Raw genomic sequence first — 15325 nt, forward strand, 5'->3', positions numbered from 1 at the left:
GATGGCGGGCGCGGCTTGCTCGACACCGTCAGCCTGCCTGCCTTTTGAGCGCACAGCTTGGCGGTTCACCCGCCTGTCTGACATGAAAAACCCCGGACCTGTCGGACCGGGGTTTGGTGTTCGGTAACGCGCTGGGCTGCTTAGCGGCGGCTGCGGCGGTCATCCTCATCCTCATCATCGTCGTCATCGGACGCGGCGGGCAGGTTGAACAGGTTGCTCGCATCCAGATCGCGACGAGGGCGCTCTTCTTCCTCGTCATCATTGGACAGGCTGAAGCCCTCCAGCCCGGCGATGGCGCTGGGCATGCGGGGTTCGGTGCTCATGCCAAGGCTCGATTCGGTCGAGACCAGCTTCATCCGCTCATCATCGGTCATCACTCCACCCTCGCGGGCCTTCTTGGCATTGGCCTTTTGGACCGCGGCATCCAGTTCGGATTGGCGGCACAGCCCCAGCGCGACCGGGTCGATGGGCTGGATGTTGTTGATGTTCCAATGCGTGCGTTCGCGGATCGTCTGGATCGTGGGCTTGGTGGTGCCGACCAGCTTGGCGATCTGCCCGTCGGTCAGTTCGGGGTGGAACTTCACCAGCCACAAGATCGAGGCAGGACGATCCTGACGCTTGGACAGCGGCGTGTAGCGCGGACCGCGGCGCTTTTCCTCACCCACGGCGGCGGCGTTGAACTTGAGCTTGAGCGTATAGGCCGGGTTGCCTTCGCCCTTTGTGATTTCCTCTTGCGTCAGCTGGTTGTTGACGATCGGGTCGAACCCCTTGACGCCTTGGGCCACATCGCCATCGGCGATGCCCTGAACCTCTAGCTCATGCAGGCCGCAAAAATCGCCGATCTGCTTGAAGCTGAGCGTGGTGTTGTCAACCAGCCAAACGGCGGTGGCTTTTGCCATGATCGGTTTGTTCATCGTCATCCGTCCTTCAGATACGCCTCATCGCTTGCCGGGCGGGCCGGCGGCGGAGCCTGTCCGCCATTCCTCGATTTCGGGGAAGTCGCAAGGTATATAGGCGCGGTGTCGTTCAGAGGGAAGAGGAAATGCGGTTTTTGGTTGTGTGTTTGGTCTGGTTGGCGGGGATCGCAGCCGCCGAAGAAGAAAGGCCCGGTGATTTCGACTATTATGTGCTTGCCTTGAGTTGGACACCGAATTGGTGCGCGCTCGAGGGGGACGCCCGCGCATCAGCGCAATGCGAACCGGGGCAGGGGCATGGTTTCACACTGCACGGTCTGTGGCCGCAATACGAGGATGGCTGGCCCAGTTTCTGCCCAACCGCCGCGCGCGCGCCATCACGGGCGATGACCGCCGAGATGGCCGATATCATGGGCACATCCGGGCTGGCTTGGCACCAATGGCGCAAGCATGGGGTGTGCAGCGGCCTGTCCGCCGCCGATTATTTCCAGCTGTCGCGCCTTGCCTATCAGCGGGTCACCCGGCCTGATTTGCTGCGTCGCCTCGACCGCCCGGTGCGCCTGCCTGCGACCGTGATCGAAGAGGCGTTCTTGGAGGTGAACCCGACGCTTTCGCCCGAGATGCTGACGGTCACCTGCCGCGATGGCCGGATACAGGAGGTGCGGATCTGCCTGACGCGGGGGTTGGAACCGCGGGACTGCGCACCTGATGTTGCGCGCGATTGCCGCCTGCAAGATGCGTTTTTCGCACCGATACGCTGAGGTCTCGGAAAAAAGATTCGACATAACCGGATTTATAGATATGTTGAGCGCATGACGGATATCGCCCAACATGCCCGCGCCCTTGCCGCCCTCGGCCACGAGGCGCGGCTGTCGATCTTTCGCTTGCTCGTGACCGCGGGGCCCGGTGGGCTGCGCGTGGGTGAGATCGGCGCGCATCTGGGGCTGGCTGCCTCGACCTTGGCCCATCATCTGTCCACATTGGTCGATGCGGGTCTGGTCGTGCAGGACAAGCAGGGGCGCGAGGTATTCAACCGTGTCGATTACCCCGCCATGCATGGTGTGCTGGGCTTTTTGACATCTGAATGCTGCGCCGGTGTCGGCCGCAACGCGGCCGAAGATGCGGCATGATGATGGCCAATCCCCCCATTTCCCATAGCCTTGTGAGAGCGAGATGAGCGACGCATCCCTTCCCCGTCTTGGATTTGTGACCATCGCGGCGACCATCTGGCGCGATCAGCGGGTCTGGCTGGCCGCGGGGCTGATCTTGCTGGTGCTGGCGGTCTTCGATCCCGCGCAGGCCAGCGCGAGTGCGGGTTTCGCCGCCAAGGCGCTCCTCGGCACCGCGCCCTATCTGATCTTGTCGATCGCCATCGCGGCATGGGCGGGGGCGACAGGGGCCGATAACCTGATCGCGCGGGCCTTTACCGGCGCGCCCTTGCTGATGATCGGATTGGCGGCCTTGGCGGGTGGTATCTCGCCTTTTTGTTCTTGCGGTGTGATCCCGCTGATCGCGGCACTTTTGGCGATGGGTGTGCCGCTCTCGGCGGTGATGGCATTTTGGCTGGCCTCGCCGATCATGGACCCGTCGATGTTCGTGCTGACCGCGGGCATGCTGGATCTCGAGTTCGCCATCGCCAAGACGCTGACGGCGGTGGGCCTTGGCGTCTTTGGCGGGGTGGTGGTGCATCTGTTGGCTGGCCACGGCGCGCTGGCCGATCCGCTGCGCGAGGGCGTCGGCAATGGCGGCTGCGGTGGCGCCAAGATCCGGGCGCCCAAGCCCGTGGTTTGGCGCTTTTGGGCCGATACGGACAGGCGGACGAAATTCGCCAAGACCGCGATCGGTACGACCTTGTTCCTTGCCAAGTGGCTGACGCTGGCCTTTGTGCTGGAAAGCCTGATGCTGGCATGGATTCCGACCGAAACGGTGACATCGGCGCTGGGCGGCACCGGGTTATGGCCGATCCTGACCGCGACGCTGGTGGGGGTGCCTGCCTATCTCAATGGCTATGCCGCGCTGCCGCTGGTCGGCGGGCTGATCGAACAGGGCATGGCGCCGGGGGCGGGCATGGCCTTTCTGGTGGCCGGTGGGGTGACATCGATCCCGGCGGCGATGGCGGTCTGGGCTTTGGCCCGCCCACAGGTCTTTGCGCTCTATATCGGTCTGTCGCTGAGCGGGGCATTCGCGGCTGGGCTGCTTTTCCAGATTTGGGTCACGCTTTAGGCCGCGCCGCTTTTTGCGGCGCGGCCCCGCCCTTTGTGCCGCGGCTGCGCCCGTCCGGTGGCCGCAAGGTCAACTGGACCTTACGCCGCTTTCAGCGGCTCGCCCCCGGAACCCAAAGCACATCGTCCTTGCCGTCGTTATTGGCGATGCGGCCCGCGACGAAGAACCAATCGGACAGGCGGTTGAGGTATTTGACCCCCTCGGCATTGATCGATTCCACCGTGCCAAGCTCTACGCTCAGCCGTTCCGCGCGGCGCGCGACTGTGCGGCAGACATGCAGCTGCGCCGACAGCGCAGAACCGCCGGGCAGGATGAAACTCCGCAAGGGTTCCAGCCGCGTATTCATCGTGTCGATTTCGCGCTCCAGCCGGTCGACTTGGGCGGCGATGATCCGCAGCGCGGGATAGGGGCGCTCGTCATCCTTTTCCATGTTGGGCGTGCAAAGATCGGCCCCCAGATCGAACAAATCATTCTGGATGGTCTGCAACTGCGTGGCCATCTCGCCCGTCGCATGCAGCCGCGCCATGCCGAGCATCGCGTTCAACTCATCCACCGTGCCATAGGCGGCCACGCGCGCCGAATGCTTGGCCACGCGGCTACCATCGCCCAAAGCGGTTTCGCCTGCGTCGCCCGTCCGCGTGTAGATCTTGTTGAGTACAACCATCCGCTTAACCCCCTGTTTGTCCGCGCAGCCAGACGAAGATCATGATCAGCACCACGGCACCGAACTGGGCGATCAACCGCCAGCGCATGAATTTATTCGACTCCTTGGCCGCCTCGGCCGTGCCCTTGCGGAAAGAATTGATGCCCATCAGCAAGATGAACAGAACGCCAAGGCATGCGATGAATGCAATGATCAGAAACGGATCGTCCACTTGCGTCTTCCTTCTTTTCCATGGGGGCTGCACCCTAGCGCGCGACAGCCAAAAGGCTAGAGCCGCGCGATAATCCAATCCTGCGCTGCATCAGGCAGGATGCGGGTCAGCACCGCTGCGACATAAGCGGGCGTGGTGATGTAGTAGCGCCGCCGCGGCCTGCGACTTTCCAGCGCGTGGGCCAGTTTCTTGACCACTGCTTCGGGGCCGAGTTCGAACAGATCGCGGCCCGCCTCGCGCCGTGCCAGCCATTTGTCGCGGTAGAAGTCCGCATGACGCGAGGCGTCGAGGTCGATCCATTTGTCGAATTGCGCCATCGAGCGGTCACGAAACCCCGAGGTGACGGGCCCTGTGTTCAAAATCGCGACATGAATACCCGTGCCGCGCAATTCTATCCGCATGGTGTTGGTCAGCCCCTCAAGCGCGTGTTTCGTCGCGACATAGGCCGCCCGCCACCGCAGGGCCGTGAACCCCACCACCGAGGAATGCTGCACGATCCGTCCGCCCCCATGGCCGCGCATGTGGCCGATAGCGAGGCAGGTCAGCTCGTGCAGGCCGAACAGGTTCGAGGAAAACACCTCTTCCAGCGCGCCGCGCGGCAGGTCTTCGGCGGCACCGGGCATGCCGTGGCCTGCATTGTTGAACAGCGCCTCGATCCGGCCACCCGCAAGCGCCACGGCCTCGGCAAAGCCCGCGGCGATGCTTGCGCTGTCATGATGGTCGATGCACACCGCCAAGAACCCATCGGCCTTGAGTGCAGCGACATCGGCTGGCTTGCGCGCCGCTGCGATCACCGTCCAGCCGCGCGCGCGCAGGCCCTCGCAGGCCGCCCGTCCGATACCCGAGGAACACCCGGTGATGAGAACCTGCCGCGCCATGGCGCGCGCCTCCGTCGCTTGATCGTTGCGCCGCCTGCCTAAGCCAGCGATGCGCCACAGGCAATCGACCTCAGTTCAATGGATTGAGAAAGCGGATCGCCATGAAACCCTCGCGCCCATCAGCGCGTGAGCGGATCTGAGCCCAGCCATCACCCGTTGCCCCGATCAATTCCACTTGATCCCCGAGGCGCAGGGCTGTCAGCACCGCGTCGCCCGTCGACGGGCCAGCGCGCAGGTTGACCCGCGTTCCCGTCACTTCTGCCAGTGGAAAGCTGGGGGGTGTTGTTGCGGCTGGGGCCACGAAGTCGGCCATGCGCGGCGTCACGACTGTCGGCACAGCGCCTTGGGCATTGGTCGATTGGCTGGGGTCGATGATCGTGGCGATCGCAAGGCTGCGCCCATCTGCGGTCATGAAAGTCGAAGATGCGGGCTCTTGCGCCGCTTTCGCGCGGTTCACCAAGATGGCTGGATCATCCGGCGCATCGGCATTGGCGACCGACCGCTCGGACATGATGGTCAGGCCGGCATAAATCACGGCACAAGCAAAGATACTCAAACGCAACATCGCGCAAACAACCCCTTAAGCGATGATCTCTATAACTGGAACGTGCCGATTCGCCGACTCTGGATTGCAAAACTTGCCCTTTGAGGTGCTGGACGCGCTTGCATCGCTCGGCTATCACGACGCCTAGATGGCCGAGCATAATGACACACAAGATGATGGGGGCGCAGACCGCCAGACCTCGGAGCCTTTGGCCCGGGCAATCGGCGCACGCTACCTGCAATATGCGCTATCGACCATCATGCACCGCGCCTTGCCCGATGCGCGCGACGGGCTGAAACCGGTCCATCGGCGCATTCTCTACGCGATGCGCGAACTCAAGCTTTCGTCAAACGGCGGCTTTCGCAAATCGGCGAAAATCTCGGGCGATGTCATGGGCAATTACCATCCCCATGGCGATATGGCGATTTACGATGCCATGGCGCGCTTGGCGCAGGATTTCGTGATCCGCTATCCGCTGGTCGACGGTCAGGGCAATTTCGGCAATATCGACGGTGATAACCCCGCCGCCTCGCGCTACACCGAGGCGCGGATGACCGCCATCGCAGAAGCGCTGATGGAGGGGCTTGACGAAAACGCCGTTGATTTCCGCCCCAATTACGACGGCACGCTGGAAGAACCCGAGGTTCTGCCCGCCGCCGTGCCGAACCTTTTGGCCAATGGCTCAAGCGGCATCGCGGTCGGCATGGCGACCAATATCCCGCCCCATAATCTTGACGAGTTGATCGGTGCCTGCCTGCATCTGCTGAAAACACCCGATGCGCGCGATGACACGCTGCTGACCTATATCAAGGGGCCCGATTTCCCGACCGGCGGCGTGATCGTCGAGCCGCCCGACAGCATCGCCGAAACCTACCGCACCGGGCGCGGCGCCTTTCGCCTGCGCGCCAAGTGGGAGGTCGAGGATCAAGGCCGCGGCACATGGGTGATCGTGATCACCGAGATCCCCTACCAGGTGCAGAAATCCAAATTGATCGAACGGCTGGCCGAATTGATCCAGCTGAAAAAAGTGCCGATCCTGGGCGATGTGCGCGACGAGAGCGCGGATGATATCCGCATCGTGCTGGAGCCGAAATCCAAGAATGTGGACCCCGAGGTGCTGATGGGCACACTCTTTCGCAACTCGGATCTGGAAACGCGCTTCTCGCTCAACATGAATGTGCTGATCGACGGGCGCACGCCCAAGGTCTGCTCGCTCAAAGAAGTGCTGCGCGCATTCCTCGATCATCGCCGCGCGGTACTGATCCGCCGCTCGCAGCACCGGATGGACAAGATCGACCATCGCCTGGAGGTGCTGGAAGGTTTCATCATCGCTTTCCTCAATCTCGACCGGGTCATCGACATCATTCGCTATGATGATGACCCCAAGCCTGCGCTGATGCGCGAGGATTGGGGGCAGGATTTCGTCCGTGCGACATCCGAAAAGGATTATCGTACGCCCGGCCCCGGCGAGGGCGAGTTGACCGAGGTGCAGGCCGAGGCGATCCTCAACATGCGTCTGCGCAGCCTGCGGCGGCTCGAAGAGATGGAGCTGGTGCGCGAACGCGACGCGTTGATGGAAGAGCGCGCGGGGCTTGAGGATCTCTTGGCCGAGGACGCGCTGCAATGGGCGCGCATCGCCGAGGAACTGCGTGAGGTGCGCAGCAAGTTCGGCGCCAAGGCCCCGGGTGGGGCGCGCCGCACTGCATTCGCCGAAGCCGGCGAGGTGGCCGAAGTGCCAATCGAAGCGATGATCGAGCGTGAACCGATCACGGTTGTCTGCTCCAAGATGGGCTGGATTCGGGCGATGAAGGGTCATATTGACCTGTCGACCGAGATGAAGTTCCGCGATGGCGATGAGGGGCGTTTCCTGTTTCACGCGGAAACCACCGACAAGCTTTTGGTCTTTTCCTCGACGGGGCGGTTCTACACGCTCTCGGCGGTGGGTCTGCCCGGTGGCCGCGGCTTGGGTGAGCCCTTGCGCCTGATGGTCGATCTGCCCAACGAGGCCGAGATCGTGACGCTCTTCACCCATCGCGCCGAGGGGCGGCTGTTGGTGGCGTCATCGGCTGGCGACGGCTTTTTGGTCCCCGAGGCCGAAGTGGTGGCCCAAACCCGCGCGGGCAAGCAGGTGCTCAACGTCAAGGATGGTGTCGCTGCCACCGTCTGCCATGCGGTGGCCGATGGTGATGACGCGGTGGCGGTGGTCGGCGACAATCGCAAGCTCTTGGTTTTCGCCATGGATGAGCTGCCCGAAATGGGCCGCGGCAAAGGCGTACGGTTGCAGAAGTACAAGGATGGTGGTCTGGCCGATGCGCGCAGTTTCGCACATGCGGCGGGGCTGTCGTGGCTTGATCCGGCGGGCCGGACCCGGTCCGAAGCGGATCTGGCCGAATGGATGGGCAAACGCGCCTCTGCCGGGCGGATGGCGCCGCGCGGTTTTCCGCGGGACAACCGCTTTACCTGAAGCCTTGCCGGGGGGCTGTCTGCCCCCCACGCCTGCGGCGTTCCCCCCGAGGATATTTGCGAAACGAAGAAGGCCCCGGCGACAGGCGCGGACCGAGGGCATTTGCGCTGGGCCTGCGGCTGCGCTATTTGCACTTAGCGCCCTATTTGTCGGAGTTGCGTATGCCCTTTCGCCTGCCCCGTTTCGCGATGTTCGCCTGTCTGCTGGCATTGAGCGCCTGCGGTCAGGCGCCCGATCCACTGACCGACGAATTGCCGAATATGGGTAATTTCCGCTTGGGTCATGCGGTTTTGGTGGCCGACAACATGCAGCAAGTGCCGCCATCGCGCAGCGCGACGCCCGAGGAATGGACTGCGATCTTGGGCGCGGAGATCGACCGGCGCTTTGCCCCTTACGAGGGGGAGCGGCTTTATCATCTGGGCATCGCGATCGAAGGCTACGCGCTGGCGCCGCCGGGTATCCCGCTGGTGGTCAATCCACGTTCCGTTTTGGTGTTGTCGGTCAATGTCTGGGATGATGCGCTGGGGGCGAAGCTGAATAGCGAGGCTGAACAGATCCTCGTGTTCGAAGGCAGCTCGCGCCAGACGGTCTTTATCGGATCGGGTCTGGCGCGCACGCGCGATGAACAGATGCAGGTGCTTGCCCGCAATGCCGCGCGGCAGATTCAACGTTGGATGCGCGAGAACCCGGACTGGTTCGCCATCGACCCCGAGGCACCATCTTTCCGGGCCGCGCGCGAGCCCATCGAGGCGGCCTTTTCCGTCGAGACCTTGCCGCCGCCGGTCGCGGGCGCGGCCAATTGAGCGCAGCGTGCTTGGCCCCATGCGGTTATCGGCTTGATTTTTCCCCGCGACCCGACTAGTTCGCCCGCGATGTTGAATCGGGCCGCAGGTAACGCCCCTGCAAAGGCCCCCGAACGCACGAGGCGCAAGGGCAATGGCAAAGGCAAAGTTTGAACGTAACAAGCCGCATGTGAACATCGGCACGATTGGTCACGTGGACCATGGCAAGACGACGCTGACGGCTGCGATCACGAAGTATTTCGGCGAGTTCCGCGCGTATGACCAGATTGACGGTGCGCCGGAAGAGAAGGCGCGCGGGATCACGATTTCGACGGCGCATGTGGAATACGAGACCGAAGCGCGTCACTACGCGCATGTCGACTGCCCCGGCCACGCGGACTATGTGAAGAACATGATCACGGGTGCGGCGCAGATGGACGGCGCGATCTTGGTCGTGAACGCGGCTGACGGCCCGATGCCGCAGACGCGCGAGCACATTCTGCTCGGCCGTCAGGTTGGTATCCCGTTCATGGTTGTCTACATGAACAAGGTCGACCAGGTGGATGACGAGGAGCTACTGGAGCTCGTCGAGATGGAGATCCGCGAGCTTCTGACCTCGTATGATTACCCCGGCGACGACATTCCGATCGTCAAGGGTTCGGCGCTTGCGGCGATGGAAGGGCGTGACGCGGAGATCGGCGAGAACTCGATCCGCGCGCTGATGGAAGCGGTGGACAGCTACATCCCGACGCCTGCGCGCGCCGTGGACAAGCCGTTCCTGATGCCGATCGAAGACGTGTTCTCGATCTCGGGCCGCGGCACGGTTGTGACCGGTCGTGTGGAGCGCGGTGTTGTGAACGTGGGCGACGAGCTTGAGATTGTCGGCATCAAGGACACGCAGAAGACGACCTGCACGGGTGTCGAGATGTTCCGCAAGCTGCTTGATCGCGGTGAGGCTGGCGACAACATCGGCGCGCTGCTGCGCGGGATCGATCGTGAGGCGGTTGAGCGCGGCCAGGTGCTGTGCAAGCCCGGCTCGGTGAAGCCGCACACGAAGTTCGAGGCCGAGGCCTACATCCTGACCAAGGAAGAGGGTGGCCGTCACACGCCGTTCTTCGCGAACTACCGCCCGCAGTTCTACTTCCGCACGACGGATGTGACCGGCACGGTTGAGCTTCCCGCAGGCACCGAGATGGTGATGCCCGGCGACAACCTGAAGTTCACGGTCGAGCTGATCGCGCCGATCGCGATGGAAGACGGCCTGCGCTTCGCCATCCGCGAAGGCGGCCGCACCGTCGGCGCAGGCGTCGTCTCGAAAATCCTCGCCTGATTGGGTGGGTGCGCCTTCGGGCGTCATCAGCAAGCAACAAGGGCCGCCCGAGGGTGGCCCTTTTCGTATCATATTCTTCAGCTGGGGCTGCGGCCCACGCGGGCGTCGGCCTCGGCTGTAATCGCATCCATGAAGCGGCCCAGATCCGCGGCCAGCGCCGTTGCTTCTTCGACTGTCATGCGCGCGGGCGGCGCCCGGTCCCACGGCCGCCAAATCAGCGAAAGCCGCCCGAAGGGCAGGGGGAAATGCAGCCTGTCCCAAGTGCGCCATGGCCAGACCCGCGATCCCGCGAAGGTGAAGACGACGATCGGCAATTGCGTCGCGCGCGCCCATTGGATCGGGGCCACCTTGGCGATGCGGGCGGGCCCGCGCGGCCCATCGGGCGAAATGCCGATCGAGGTGCCGCCACGCAACAAGCCCAATACGCGCCGCATCTCGCCTGCGCCGCTGATTTTCTTGGGCATGGGCACGCTTTTCAGGCCGAAATGGCGGTGAATCCAGCCCACGAGCCGCCCGGCATGCCCGGTGGAGGTCAAGCTGGCGCAGGGGGCGTGCTGCAGGTCGAACATCCAAGGTGTCAGCATGATGCGCTGATGCCAGCACACGATGATCACCGCGCCATGTGCGTCGATCAGTCGGGCGACCGCCTCCCAGCCATCGGCATCGCGGCGCGAGGTCACCCATGCGAAGCGCAGCCACAGACCGAAGATCGTCGCGACCGCAATATTCACGCCCCGGCTCGAGACGATGCGTTTTGCCATACTCATCGGCGCACCCAAAAAACAGACCCATTGATTGAACGGGTTTGTGGTTCGGGTCAATCATTCCGGTAGATGATGCCGCCCGCAGCGCAGGGCCGCTTTCGCATCTGGACAATCTTTCCAAAGCGCCCTATCCCCGGCGCCGGCCTAGGGGTGTAGCTCAGTTGGTAGAGCATCGGATTCCAAATCCGACGGCCGGGGGTTCGAGTCCCTCCGCCCCTGCCAGATTACCGACAATGCGAAGTGACGCCGGTCACGCGCCCTGCCAGCGCCGCAAGAGCCAATACCATTGGTCGGGATCGGCGAGGATGCGCGCCGACAGGCTGTCGTTGAAGGCCTGCGTCATTGCGACTGGATCGCCATGGGCGATGGGGTCTTCGAACACCACGTTGAAATGATCGCCATCGTCGCTGCGGATACCGTAGGCCGGGACCATGAGCAGATCATATTTGAGTGCCAATTGTGCCGCTGCCAGCGAGGTCAGTGCCGGACGGCCCAAAAAGGGCAGGCGCACACCTTCGGCGTATTTCTCATCGAGCAAGATCGCCATGAAGCCACCCGCGCGCAGGTGCCGCACCAGAGCCGTCGTGCCGATCCGTCCGGTTTCCAAGATCGGCTTGCCGCCGGCCTCGATCCCGGCCAAGAGGCGGCGTTGGTAATGCGGGTTGGTCTGTGGCCGGTAGACCGCGCCGGTCTCCATGCCGCGGGCCTTGAGTACGGCGCGCACCGCCTCCCATTGGCCGAAATGGCCCGAGACGATCAGCGCACCCTTGCCCGCCGCACGGGCGGCCTCCAAGGCGGCCATGCCGGGGCCTGAGACGGTGAAGGCGTCTTGGCGGCTTTGGAATTCCGCGCAGTGGTAAATCTCGAACAGCGTTTGGCCCATGCGCCGCCCCATGGCACGGCCGAGCCGCGCGCGTTCATGGCGGGGCATGTCGGGAAAGACATGGGTGATTTCACGCTCGAACCGCCGCCTTGCGATGGGAAACCACCGCAAGACCCAACCCACCGCCGCGCCAAGCGCACGGGAGCGCACTGCAAAACCCCGCCAGCGCGACCATGTCAGCGCAGAAAGCAGGGGAATGTAGCGCAGGTGGTTCCAAGTCGAACGAATGGGGCGCGGTCGCATCGTGCTTCAATGGCCAGTCGCGCGCCGCTTGCCAAGGCAAATCAATGCGTCATGGTGCGGCGGGTTGCGCGGCGCGGTCGAGATGCGTATATGCGCCTCGAGATAGACAAGAGATCAGCCATGGCCAATCCGTTCCAGTTTCTCCAACAGACCCGCTCCGAGATCGCGAAAGTGGTCTGGCCGTCGCGCCGCGAGGTATTGGTGACCACGGCGATGGTGTTCGCCTTGGCGGTTGTCTTTGCGATATTCTTCTTCTTCGTGGATTGGTTGATCCGCAACGGTCTTGAGTTGATCCTGACCACCTTCGGCTAAACGCCAGCCGCCTTTGGTTTTCCGGGCCTTGATTTTCCGGGGGCAGGGGGGTAAGCGGCAGGGCAATTCTCCGAAATGATGGCGTGCATCGAGTGGTGATGCACGCTGTTTCTTTTTCGGGCGCCCAGCACGGGCATTGATGTGAAACGAAAATGCGGCGTGCCTTGGGGTCGCCGGGACAAGGAACGGGATCACGATGGCGAAACGGTGGTATTCGGTCAGCGTCCTTTCGAACTTCGAGAAGCGGATCGCAGAACAGATCCGCACGGCCGTGGCCGAAAAGAATCTCGAAGAGGTGATCGAGGAAGTTCTGGTCCCTGAGGAAGAGGTGATCGAGATCCGTCGCGGCAAGAAGGTGACCGTGCCGCGCCGCTTCATGCCCGGCTATGTGCTGGTGCGCATGGAGATGACCGATCAGGCCTATCATGCGATCAATTCTATTCCACGCGTCACCGGCTTTCTGGGGCCGCAGGGCCGCCCGATGCCGATGCGCGACGAAGAGGTGAATTCGATCCTCAACCGCGTCGAAGAGGGCGAAGCGTCGCCGCGCTCGACGATCACCTTCGAGATCGGCGAGAAGGTCAAGGTGGCCGACGGCCCCTTCGAGGATTTCGACGGGATGGTCGAAGAGGTCGACGAAGAGCACCAGCGCCTCAAGGTCACGGTGTCGATTTTCGGCCGCGCAACGCCGGTCGAGTTGGAATTCACGCAGGTCGCCAAGCAGGGCTGAGTGATTCCGTTTGAAATGATGTCCGTTTCGCGCTAGGCGGCGGGCTCTGTCGGGTGGCGCATCGCGTGATCCGATTCACCGTGGGAGGCGAGGCGGTCGCGACCGTCGGACCGGACCACGTCCACAAAGGCCGCGGGGCGCGCCCCAAGGCTGTTGGTAAGAAGGAGTAGGCCAGATGGCCAAGAAGCTTGCAGGCAAGATGAAGCTGCAAATCAAGGCGGGGCAAGCCACACCCTCCCCGCCGGTCGGTCCTGCGCTGGGTCAGCGCGGTATCAACATCATGGAATTCTGCAAGGCGTTCAACGCCAAGACCGCAGACATGGAACAGGGCGCACCCTGCCCGACCGTGATTTCCTACTATCAGGACAAATCCTTCACGATGGAAATCAAGACGCCGCCCGCGTCCTATTTCCTCAAGAAGGCCGCTGGCCTCAAGCCGGTCGGCAAGCGCAACCGCCCCAAGGGCGCGACCAAGCCGGGCCGCGAAACGATCGGAACGATCACGCTGGCACAGCTGCGCGAAATCGCCGAGGCCAAGATGAAGGACCTCAGCGCGAACGATGTCGAAGCGGCGATGCAGATCATCCTTGGCTCGGCCAAGACGATGGGTATCGAGGTGAAAGGGTAAGTCATGGGTAAGATTGCAAAACGTCTTCAGGCCGCCCGGACTGCCTTCGAGGGCAAGATGGATATCTCCGTCGAGGAGGCCGTCGCGCTGATCAAGGCCAACGCGGCTGCGAAATTCGATGAAACGCTCGAGATCGCGATGAACCTCGGCGTCGACCCGCGCCATGCCGACCAAATGGTCCGTGGTACGGTCAACCTGCCCAACGGTACCGGCAAAACGGTGCGCGTGGCGGTTTTCGCGCGCGGTGCCAAGGCCGATGAGGCCAAGGCAGCAGGGGCCGATATCGTCGGTGCAGAAGACCTGATGGAAACCATCATGGGCGGCACGATCGATTTCGACCGCTGCATCGCGACCCCCGACATGATGCCGATCGTCGGCCGTTTGGGTAAGATCCTCGGGCCCCGCAACCTGATGCCGAACCCCAAGATCGGCACCGTGACCATGGACGTCAAAGAGGCTGTCGAAGCAGCCAAGGGCGGCCAGGTTCAGTTCAAGGTCGAAAAAGCCGGCGTGATCCATGCCGGTATCGGCAAGGTCAGCTTCGATGAGGCCAAGCTGGCCGAGAATGTCCGCGCCTTTGTCGACGCGGTCTCCAAGGCCAAGCCGGCAGGGGCCAAGGGCGCCTATCTCAAGCGTATCTCGCTGAGCTCGACCATGGGCCCGGGCGTGTCGATCAATCTCGATAGCGCCACCGGCAACTGAGCCGAATTATCTTCGTGATCTGAAGGAAGCGGGCAGCGATGCCCGCTTCTTTTTTGTTCAAACACATCGAAATGGGCGCGTTTGTAGTGCGTATTTGCCACAAAAACATCTGGATTCGATGATTTTGCTTCCGTCGCGGTTGTGATAATCACTTAAGTTATGCACTTTGCACGAAAGGTGCATCTTAATGTTGATGGGGCAGTCATGAAAAATTCTATCGGTGCGATCCTCTTGGGTGGTGTGGTTCTTGCCGGCGCGGGTGCCGCGCAGGCGAATGGTGTCGGCGCTGGCGAGATGGCGATCACGCCGCTTGTCGTTCCGGCCGAGCGTACGACCCAATTGGCCTTTCCTTCGGTGTTCGGTGTGGCTTCGGCAGTCGCATCGCCCGGCGGCAGTGGCTTCGCGGCGCTGAGCTATGTCAACCCGCGCGGTGGCGTCGCGGGCAGCGACGGCGATGGTGATCTGTCATTCGGCTACACTGTCGGCAATCCGATCGACGGTGTGAGTGCAACCGTTGCTGTCAATGTCCTCGGGCTCGACCCTTTCGGTGAAAGCGGCACCTTGTCTTTGAACTTCTCGCGCCTGTTGCGCGCAGGGGGCAATTCGGTGACCTTCGTGGGCCTCGCTGCCGGCAATTTGCTGGGCTGGGGTGATGCGGAAGACAATGACACGACCTACACGATCGCGGCCTCGCATCTGGTCGGTATCACAACAGCGGGCGGCGTCGAAATCCCGATGCAGATCTCGGTCGGCTATGGCAACGAGACGACGCTCTCGGATGATGGCCGCGGTGTCGCTGGCCCAGGCGCGTTCATCGGCCTTGGCGTCGGTGTCACAGAAACTTTGTCGGCAAGCCTTTCGGCCACGCAGACGCAGCTGAATGTCGGCTTCTCGCTCAGCGTGCCGCAATTGCCCGGCCTCGGTCTGTCGCTTGGTATGTTCGATGTCACTGACAACACCAACCGCCAGCAGGTATCGTTCGGCGCGTCATTCTCTTTCTAACCATTCAATTTCTCGCTGCCCCAAGGAGCAAAAAAGATGGCTATTCGTAAA

18 protein-coding genes and 1 tRNA gene are annotated in these 15325 nt (G+C 62.8%); 12 read left to right on the forward strand and 7 right to left on the reverse strand.

Translation table 11 applies throughout. The features are described 5' to 3' along the window. Nucleotides 1-140: 140 nt before the first annotated feature. A complete protein-coding gene (locus ACTG4J_RS09915; protein ID WP_439139141.1) occupies nt 141-914 on the reverse strand; it encodes a DUF1013 domain-containing protein in 774 nt (257 codons plus the stop codon). Nucleotides 915-1042: 128 nt separating this feature from the next. On the opposite strand from ACTG4J_RS09915, the gene ACTG4J_RS09920 reads away from it, so the two are divergent. The 3 genes from ACTG4J_RS09920 to ACTG4J_RS09930 are packed head-to-tail and all read left to right on the forward strand — an operon-like array spanning nt 1043 to nt 3137. Beyond that, nucleotides 1043-1675 (forward strand): ribonuclease T2 family protein, encoded by a 633-nt coding sequence (locus tag ACTG4J_RS09920; RefSeq protein ID WP_439139143.1) that lies wholly within the window; start codon nt 1043-1045, stop codon nt 1673-1675. A gap of 51 nt (nt 1676-1726) precedes the next feature. After that, nucleotides 1727-2044 carry an ArsR/SmtB family transcription factor gene (locus tag ACTG4J_RS09925; RefSeq protein ID WP_439139145.1) on the forward strand — a complete coding sequence of 106 codons (318 nt, stop codon included), beginning with the start codon at nt 1727-1729 and terminating at the stop codon, nt 2042-2044. A 43-nt stretch (nt 2045-2087) separates the two neighbouring features. Beyond that, the gene (locus ACTG4J_RS09930) at nt 2088-3137 is read left to right on the forward strand and encodes a permease (protein ID WP_439139146.1); all 1050 of its coding nucleotides are present in this window, start codon (nt 2088-2090) and stop codon (nt 3135-3137) included. A gap of 91 nt (nt 3138-3228) precedes the next feature. Here the strand turns inward: ACTG4J_RS09930 and ACTG4J_RS09935 are convergent, their stop codons facing one another. From ACTG4J_RS09935 to ACTG4J_RS09950, 4 genes are all read right to left on the reverse strand, one after another. Beyond that, nucleotides 3229-3801, reverse strand: a complete 573-nt coding sequence (locus ACTG4J_RS09935; RefSeq protein ID WP_439139148.1) for a cob(I)yrinic acid a,c-diamide adenosyltransferase — start codon at nt 3799-3801, stop codon at nt 3229-3231. A gap of 4 nt (nt 3802-3805) precedes the next feature. Next, the gene (locus tag ACTG4J_RS09940) at nt 3806-4012 is read right to left on the reverse strand and encodes a twin transmembrane helix small protein (RefSeq protein WP_439139149.1); all 207 of its coding nucleotides are present in this window, start codon (nt 4010-4012) and stop codon (nt 3806-3808) included. Nucleotides 4013-4068: 56 nt separating this feature from the next. Next, the gene (locus tag ACTG4J_RS09945) at nt 4069-4890 is read right to left on the reverse strand and encodes an SDR family NAD(P)-dependent oxidoreductase (protein WP_439139150.1); all 822 of its coding nucleotides are present in this window, start codon (nt 4888-4890) and stop codon (nt 4069-4071) included. 70 nt (nt 4891-4960) lie between these two features. Next, nucleotides 4961-5455 carry an SH3 domain-containing protein gene (locus ACTG4J_RS09950; protein ID WP_439139152.1) on the reverse strand — a complete coding sequence of 165 codons (495 nt, stop codon included), beginning with the start codon at nt 5453-5455 and terminating at the stop codon, nt 4961-4963. Between the two features lie 127 nt (nt 5456-5582). Here ACTG4J_RS09950 and parC point away from each other — a divergent pair, with 127 nt between their 5' ends. From parC to tuf, 3 genes are all read left to right on the forward strand, one after another. Further along, nucleotides 5583-7898, forward strand: coding sequence for a DNA topoisomerase IV subunit A (gene parC / locus ACTG4J_RS09955; protein ID WP_439139154.1), 2316 nt, complete (start codon nt 5583-5585; stop codon nt 7896-7898). Nucleotides 7899-8059: 161 nt separating this feature from the next. Next, complete coding sequence (locus tag ACTG4J_RS09960) at nt 8060-8701, forward strand: hypothetical protein (RefSeq protein ID WP_439139155.1); 642 nt, start codon at nt 8060-8062, stop codon at nt 8699-8701. A 133-nt stretch (nt 8702-8834) separates the two neighbouring features. Then, nucleotides 8835-10010 carry an elongation factor Tu gene (gene tuf / locus ACTG4J_RS09965; protein ID WP_439139157.1) on the forward strand — a complete coding sequence of 392 codons (1176 nt, stop codon included), beginning with the start codon at nt 8835-8837 and terminating at the stop codon, nt 10008-10010. Between the two features lie 77 nt (nt 10011-10087). Here the strand turns inward: tuf and ACTG4J_RS09970 are convergent, their stop codons facing one another. Continuing rightward, nucleotides 10088-10777, reverse strand: a complete 690-nt coding sequence (locus ACTG4J_RS09970; protein WP_439139159.1) for a lysophospholipid acyltransferase family protein — start codon at nt 10775-10777, stop codon at nt 10088-10090. A gap of 143 nt (nt 10778-10920) precedes the next feature. On the opposite strand from ACTG4J_RS09970, the gene ACTG4J_RS09975 reads away from it, so the two are divergent. After that, nucleotides 10921-10996: transfer RNA gene (locus tag ACTG4J_RS09975), tRNA-Trp, on the forward strand. A gap of 28 nt (nt 10997-11024) precedes the next feature. Here ACTG4J_RS09975 and ACTG4J_RS09980 read toward each other — a convergent pair. Next, on the reverse strand, nt 11025-11900 hold the full coding sequence (locus ACTG4J_RS09980) for a lysophospholipid acyltransferase family protein (protein ID WP_439139161.1): 876 nt from the start codon (nt 11898-11900) through the stop codon (nt 11025-11027). Between the two features lie 120 nt (nt 11901-12020). Here ACTG4J_RS09980 and secE point away from each other — a divergent pair, with 120 nt between their 5' ends. From secE to ACTG4J_RS10005, 5 genes are all read left to right on the forward strand, one after another. Next, entirely contained in the window at nt 12021-12212 is a 192-nt protein-coding gene (gene secE, locus ACTG4J_RS09985; protein WP_422238653.1) for a preprotein translocase subunit SecE, read from the forward strand. Between the two features lie 196 nt (nt 12213-12408). Next, the gene (gene nusG, locus ACTG4J_RS09990; RefSeq protein WP_439139163.1) at nt 12409-12942 is read left to right on the forward strand and encodes a transcription termination/antitermination protein NusG; all 534 of its coding nucleotides are present in this window, start codon (nt 12409-12411) and stop codon (nt 12940-12942) included. A gap of 175 nt (nt 12943-13117) precedes the next feature. Continuing rightward, on the forward strand, nt 13118-13570 hold the full coding sequence (gene rplK / locus ACTG4J_RS09995; protein WP_422238651.1) for a 50S ribosomal protein L11: 453 nt from the start codon (nt 13118-13120) through the stop codon (nt 13568-13570). Between the two features lie 3 nt (nt 13571-13573). Then, nucleotides 13574-14272: a 50S ribosomal protein L1 gene (rplA, locus tag ACTG4J_RS10000; protein ID WP_439139165.1), complete on the forward strand. Its 699-nt coding sequence runs from the start codon at nt 13574-13576 to the stop codon at nt 14270-14272. A 204-nt stretch (nt 14273-14476) separates the two neighbouring features. Then, nucleotides 14477-15274 (forward strand): hypothetical protein, encoded by a 798-nt coding sequence (locus ACTG4J_RS10005; protein WP_439139167.1) that lies wholly within the window; start codon nt 14477-14479, stop codon nt 15272-15274. Nucleotides 15275-15325 lie beyond the last annotated feature (51 nt).

Origin of the sequence: Roseicyclus sp., assembly GCF_965662675.1 — a bacterium.
In the GTDB taxonomy this organism is placed as follows: domain Bacteria; phylum Pseudomonadota; class Alphaproteobacteria; order Rhodobacterales; family Rhodobacteraceae; genus Roseicyclus.